This is a genomic window from Streptomyces sp. NPDC056296 (genome assembly GCF_042268605.1).
GTDB lineage: Bacteria > Actinomycetota > Actinomycetes > Streptomycetales > Streptomycetaceae > Streptomyces.
This window is the reverse complement of sequence record NZ_JBHJRX010000024.1, coordinates 63761-69760: the sequence shown is the minus strand read 5'-3', so window position 1 is coordinate 69760 and position 6000 is coordinate 63761. Positions and strand designations below refer to the sequence as shown.

Below are 6000 nucleotides of genomic sequence, written 5' to 3'. Positions count from 1 at the left end.
GGCGGCACCCGCGCTGAGCGGGTGCCGCCGGGCCCGTGGACGCCGACCGGGTCAGGGCAGCCGGTGATCCGCGTTCAGCACCGCGCCACGTTCCGGATGGTTCTGGTCGTAGCCGCGTGTGTCGCACTGGAGGCCGCCCACGATGCAGTGGTCGACCAGTGCCTTGAGGGTCCGTTCCTCCCAGGCGTTGAAGAAGTCGTAGTGGAAGGAGTAGCCGCGTCCACTGGCCAGGCGGACGTCGCTCATGTCGCCGTTGACCGGGAAGGCCATCTTGAACTCGATCATCGGCAGGGCGACCGGGTGGGAGGCCGGGCACATGTTGTCGTTGGTGCCGGGTTTGACGACCGGGTAGGCCATGTGGCTCGTGTGGTCGGGGGTGTCGAGGTACTTGCCGTCCCAGCAACTGGGCGCCTGCATACGGATGTTGAGCTGAACGTCGGGCCGGCTCGGGCAGCTCGCCGGGAAGTCGACGTTGAAGAAGCTGTCACCGCATTCCCAGCCCTCCACGAAGCCCTTGTGGCCGCGGAACTCCTGGGCGCTCTGCATGGGGTTGCCGACGACGAACCGCAGCCCCTTGGGGAAGGGCCGCACACTGGTGTAGTCGGTGACACCGGCCTTGTAGTAGATGACCTGCGGGCCGACGGGGAGGATCTTCTGGTCCCCCTTGTACAGGGACGGCATCCAGTACGCGGAGGCGTCGGCCGGCGCGAGACAGGTGGTGTCGCCGCCGTAGAGGCTGGCCGTCGTGCTGCCGGCGTTCGTCGTCGTGTTGCCCATGAAGGTGTGGTCGTGGGACTTGCCCGGCTGGCCCGGGTACACGATCGGGTCGTCCGGCGCGGTGTGCGTGACGGCGCAGTTGGCCTGGAACTCCTTGTGGTATCGGGGCGGCGGGGTGGCATCGGAGGGGGTCACGCCGGTGACCGGGGGAACGGCCGGTATGTACCCGTCGCCGTCGGGATCGTCGGCGGACGCCTGGGTGGACACCGCCATCGTGTGCCCGGTGTGGGCGCCGGCCGAGACGGCCGGAGCGCTCTCGGGACCGGCTGCCGTGGCGACGGTGCCGACGCCGAGCACGCCGGCCATAAGCGCGGTGCCGAGCAGCAGCGCGGGGAGTTTCGAACGTGGTCTCATGGGGCCTCCTTGCCCGCTGAGGTACCTGGTGGGGATGGTGCGAAGGGCGCCTTCGGGCGCCCTTCGCCGTCAGCTGTCTGTGACGTCAGCTGTGTGTGCCGTCAGCTGTAGATGCCGAACTCGTGCAGCGAGTATCCCCAGCCGGTGCCACGCGCCGTCAGGTGCAGTCGCACGTGCCGCGCGGTCTCGGCGACGTCGATGGTGTCGATGTCACCGTTGCCCGCGGTCGTGGTGTGGACCGTGCGCCAGTCGGTGCCGTTGTCCGAGACCTGGACCTCGTAGGACTTGGCGTAGGCGGGGTCCCACACGAGTTGGAGTTTGCGGATGGGCGTGGGGGAGCCGAGGTCGACCCGGATCCACTGCGGGTCGCTCCAGTCACTGGCCCAGCGCGTGTCGTTCTTGCCGTCCGTCGCCTTGGCGGGCTCGCACGGGCAGTCGCCGTACGACGGCTGGAAGGAGGACGCGGTGGTGGGCTTGTTCAGCGCCACGTTCGTGCCGGTCACCGGCGGGGCGACGACCTTGACCGACTTGGTCTCGATGCCGGCGTTGCCGTGGCCGTCCTCGGCCTGGATGTACACCTTCCACACGCCGAGCTTCTCCGGGGCCGTCACGGCGAAGGTGCCGTTGCCGGTGGACCGCCACTCGGCCTCCACCAGGCGCTTGTCGCCGTTGGCGTAGTTGCCGCTGAGGAAGACCTTGTACGTGATCGGGTCGCCATCGGGGTCGCGCACGTCGGCGCGGACGGTGAACTCGCCGCCCGCCGGGGCGGACGAGGCGGGGCTGACGGCCATGTTCGTGATGACGGGCGGGGTGTTGTCACCGCTGGTCGAACCGCTGTACGCCTTCTTCACGGCGTAGTAGGACAGCCGCTTCAGCCCGTCGGGTACGAGGTTGAACCAGACGCCGCCGAAGTCGTGCTCGACGCCGTAGTGGAAGAGGGTGGCGCCGAGGGCGACTCCGTCGTGGCCGGTGACGCAGTCCCAGGCCTTGGTGTAGCCCTCGGCCTTCTGCACGTCGGTCGGCTCGTCGGGGACGCCGTTGGCGTCGTCGGGCACCTCCCACTCACCGGCGGGACCGCCCTCGGTGATGATGTACGGCTTGGTGTAGCCGCCCTCCTCCCAGTCCTCCTGGACGCCGCAGATGTCGCCGTAGGAGTTCATCGAGTAAAGGTCCAGGTCGGGCGCGTTGCGCTTGTAGTACGGCCAGGCCCCGGTCCAGGCGTCGGTGGAGGTGACGGGGTGGTCGGGGTCGATGCTGTGGATCTTCTTCGCGACGTCGTTGACGAAACTGGTGTAGGCGTTGCGCTGCGCCTCCAGCTCCGAGCCGCTGTAGCAGTTCTGCAGGCCCAGGACCGACTCGTTGCCGACGTTCCACATGAGGGTCGCCGGGTGACTCTTGTACGCCTCCACCCACTTGGCGAACTCGGTGAGCATGTTGTTCTTGTACGTGGTGTCCGTGACGTAGTTGACGCAGCCGCCGGAGCCGGGGCCGCCGCCGGGCTGCAGCCAGAAGCCGTTGACGACGCGGATGCCGTTCGCGGCGGCGCTGTCGAGCAGCGGCTCGGTGCCGCCGTCGGTGCCCCAGGTGCGGATCGTGTTGACGCCCATGGACTTCACGTCGGGCATGTACTTCGGGGCGTCCGCGATGGCGGGGCCCCAGGTCAGGCCCTTGACCGTGTACGGCTGGCCGCCGACGGTCAGTTGCCAGTTCCCCTGGGAGCCGGTTACCTCGACGGCCCCGCCACCGGCGGGAGGTGTGCCGTCCGTGGTCCCGTACACCTGGAACTCCCACAGGGAGTAGCCATAGCCGCCGGAACGCTCGGTGCCCAGCATGCGGACGTACCGGCCGGAGCCGGAGACGGCGACCTCGTCCGTGCCGCCGTCACCGCCGGTCACGGTCTTCAGGGTCCGCCAGTCCGTGCCGTTGTCGGACGCCTGGATCTGGTAGCTCTTGCCGTACGCGCCCTCCCAGGTCAACGCGACGCGGCTGAGGTCGGCCCGCTGTCCGAGGTCGACCTGGAACCACTGCGGGTCGCTCCACTGGCTGGCCCAGCGGGTGCCGGTGAGATTGCCGTCGACGGCCGCCGAGGCGGCGTATCCGTCGCCTTCCTGGGACGACGCGGTGGCGGGCCTGCCCTGGGAGAGCAGGGCTTCCGCCGCCTGGGCGGGCGGGGCCGCGAGGGCTAGCGACGACGCCAGCAGCGCGCCGAGGGCGAGCAGCGGGACGCCGGCGCGGCCGGCTGGTCTGCGGTACGAGGGGGCTCTGGACAACACATCTGCTCCTGGCGGGTTGGGGAAACCGGCTGGGCGGGGCTGCCGGGGCACTGCCTGATGGCCCCTCCGGGCCGGGTGCGGGGCGCGCTCCGGCCCGGAGGGGAGTTGTGACCGACTGACGGCTCGGTCAGGGGAAGGACACGACGGTGGACGGCACGGTCGAGGTGCCGGCCGGGACCGTGGAGGCGCCGGTGTCGTTGATGACGTGGTTGTAGTGGCCCATGCCACCGAGGGAGACCACGAGGAGGCTGTGGAACTTCACCCCCGGTTTGACGGGTGCCTTGAAGCCACGGTCCTGGCGGATGTTCGGGTCGACGTTGTAGTTGCAGTAGCTGCCGAGACCCCAGGCTTCGTGGGTGTCCACCGAGTCGTCGACGCGGTAGGCGGCGTAGCCCTTCGTCGTGCCGTTCTGGATGGCCGCCTGGTTGGGGGCGTCGTACGCCTTCTCGTTCTGGTAGAAGATCGTCCGGCCGCGTTCGCCGTACCACTCGACGTCGTACTTGTTGAAGTGTTCGACGAACAGTCCGGTGGCCAGGACGTCGTCGCCGTTGACGCGGACGCCGTAGTCGGCCCGGTTGGTCTCCCAGCCGACGCCCTCGCCGTGGTCGGCCCGCCACACCCAGGTGTGGTCGATGATCGTGTCATGGCTGTTGACCACCATGCTGGTGGTGGCCTTGCCGGCGCCCGCTCCGCCGATGCGGATGTAGACGTCCTGCACGGTGGTCGGATTGGCCGCATGGTCGGTGGACGCGCCCTGCGGGCCGATCTCCAGCAGGGTCGGGGAGTTGACCGGTCCGGCGTCGATGAGGAAGCCGGCGAGGCGCACGCCGTCGACGTCGGCGACCTTCATGGCGGTCACCCCGTTGTCCGGGATGATCGTGGCGAGGCCGAGGCCGAGCACGATGGTGTTGGCCCGGTCGATGTCGATCGTCCGGTCGACGTGGTAGACGCCCGGGGTGAACAGCAGGTGCAGACCCTGGTCGACGGCGGCGTTGATGGTGGCGGCGGTGGCGCCGGGCTTGACGACGTAGAACCTGTCCAGCGGGATCGACTCGCCCTGCGGGTTGCCGTTCGCCCAGGTGGTGCCGCGGGCGTTGGTCCGCTTGGCGGGGGCGAAGACCTTGTACTCGTCGCCGTCCAGGTAGAGGAAGGGCTTCTCGCGGGAGATCGGCGTCGTGCCGAGCGTGGTGTAGCGGGGCTCGGGGAAGCTCGTGGCGGGCGCGCCCTCGACACCGGAGAAGGTCTGGTTCCACACGCTGTTGGACCAGCCGCCGATGGAGCTGTCGCGGGTGTACCACTGCTGCTGCGAGTAGTTGCCGACCTGGCCGTCGATCTTGCTGTCGGCGATGTAGCCGCCGCTGGCCCAGCCGTAGCCGTTGGGCGCGAGGTTGAGGCCGCCCTTGACGTGCATCCGGCGGAAGGAGGATGCCTGCGAGACCGCCCACCGGTTGGTGCCGTTGACCGGGTTCACGGCGAGGTTCTCCGCGCCGCGCCAGAAGTTCTGGGTGGCGTTGCCGTTGAACCAGCCGGCGTCGACGGTGATGTCACCGTTGATCGTCGTGTCGTCGGGGCGCAGGCCGAGACCGAGGATCTGGGTGTAGAAGCCGATCTGGGCGTTGAGGCCGTCGTAGGTCCCCGGCTTGAAGAGGAAGGCGTGCCGGCCGGAGCCGAACTGAGCCGACTCCTGCTCCTCGAAGACCTGGTCCAGCTTGGCCTGGATGCCGGGCGTGGACGGGTCGAAGACGTGCACGTTCGGGCCGAGGTCGCCGCCGCCCGGGATGACCGGGCCGGGATCGTCACCTGTGGTGCCGTACACCTTGAACTCCCAGAGGGAGTAGCCGTATCCGGTGGCGCGGGCGCTGCCGAGCATGCGGACGTAGCGGGCCGTCCCGGAGACGTCCACGGTCTCCGTGCCGCCGGCGCCGGTGGTGGTGGAGTAGGCCGTCGACCAGTCCGTGCCGTTCTGGGAGGTCTCGATGCGGTAGGACTTGGCGTAGGCGGCCTCCCAGCGCAGCTCGACCCGGCTGAGGGACGCGGAGGCGCCGAGGTCGACGCGGATCCACTGCGGGTCGGCGGCGGCGCTGGACCAGCGGGTGCCGTTGTCGCCGTCGACGGCCGCGGTCGCCGGGGTGCCGTAGTGCTCCTGGCTGGAGGCGGTGACCGGCTTGCCCTGGGACAACAGCACGGGCGCCGCCTGAGCTTGGGTGGCGGGGACGACGGCGAGCAGGGCGGCGGCCAGGGCGGTGACCAGGGCGCCGACGAGACCGCGGCGACCGGGTCTGCGCGGCACCGGCACCGCCGGTGGTGTGCCGACAGTGGGCATGGAGAGACTCCTTGACACGGGGATGGTGGGAGAGCGCTCTCCGGAACCTTGCCCGCCCCGCCGGTCGCGGTCAAGGTTCCTTGCATGGCTTTTCTTTTGGCTTTCATTAAGTGTGGTCGGTGCATCCTTGAGGGCTGGGACGAAGCCGAGGGCCTCCCCGGACGCACGCGGGCCCAGGGGGGAAAGGGGGGGGGAGGGGGAAGAGGGGCCAGGAAAGGGAGGCCCCCCCACCCCCCTCCCCCCCCCCCCACCGCCTTGTCCGCATACGTTCGT

General features: G+C 69.6%; 3 protein-coding genes. All 3 read right to left on the bottom strand.

What is annotated here, in order from left to right; all coding sequences use genetic code 11:
- Nucleotides 1-51: 51 nt before the first annotated feature.
- Nucleotides 52-1131 carry a DUF1996 domain-containing protein gene (locus ACFCZF_RS19250; protein ID WP_376672661.1) on the bottom strand — a complete coding sequence of 360 codons (1080 nt, stop codon included), beginning with the start codon at nucleotides 1129-1131 and terminating at the stop codon, nucleotides 52-54.
- A 101-nt stretch (nucleotides 1132-1232) separates the two neighbouring features.
- The gene (locus tag ACFCZF_RS19245) at nucleotides 1233-3401 is read right to left on the bottom strand and encodes a discoidin domain-containing protein (protein WP_376672660.1); all 2169 of its coding nucleotides are present in this window, start codon (nucleotides 3399-3401) and stop codon (nucleotides 1233-1235) included.
- 130 nt (nucleotides 3402-3531) lie between these two features.
- Complete coding sequence (locus ACFCZF_RS19240; protein WP_376672659.1) at nucleotides 3532-5727, bottom strand: discoidin domain-containing protein; 2196 nt, start codon at nucleotides 5725-5727, stop codon at nucleotides 3532-3534.
- Nucleotides 5728-6000 lie beyond the last annotated feature (273 nt).

Coding starts and splice junctions, on each gene's coding strand:
- ACFCZF_RS19240 (WP_376672659.1), bottom strand. CDS start 5,727: ATGCCCACTGTCGGCACACCACCGGCGGTGCCGGTGCCGCGCAGACCC.
- ACFCZF_RS19250 (WP_376672661.1), bottom strand. CDS start 1,131: ATGAGACCACGTTCGAAACTCCCCGCGCTGCTGCTCGGCACCGCGCTT.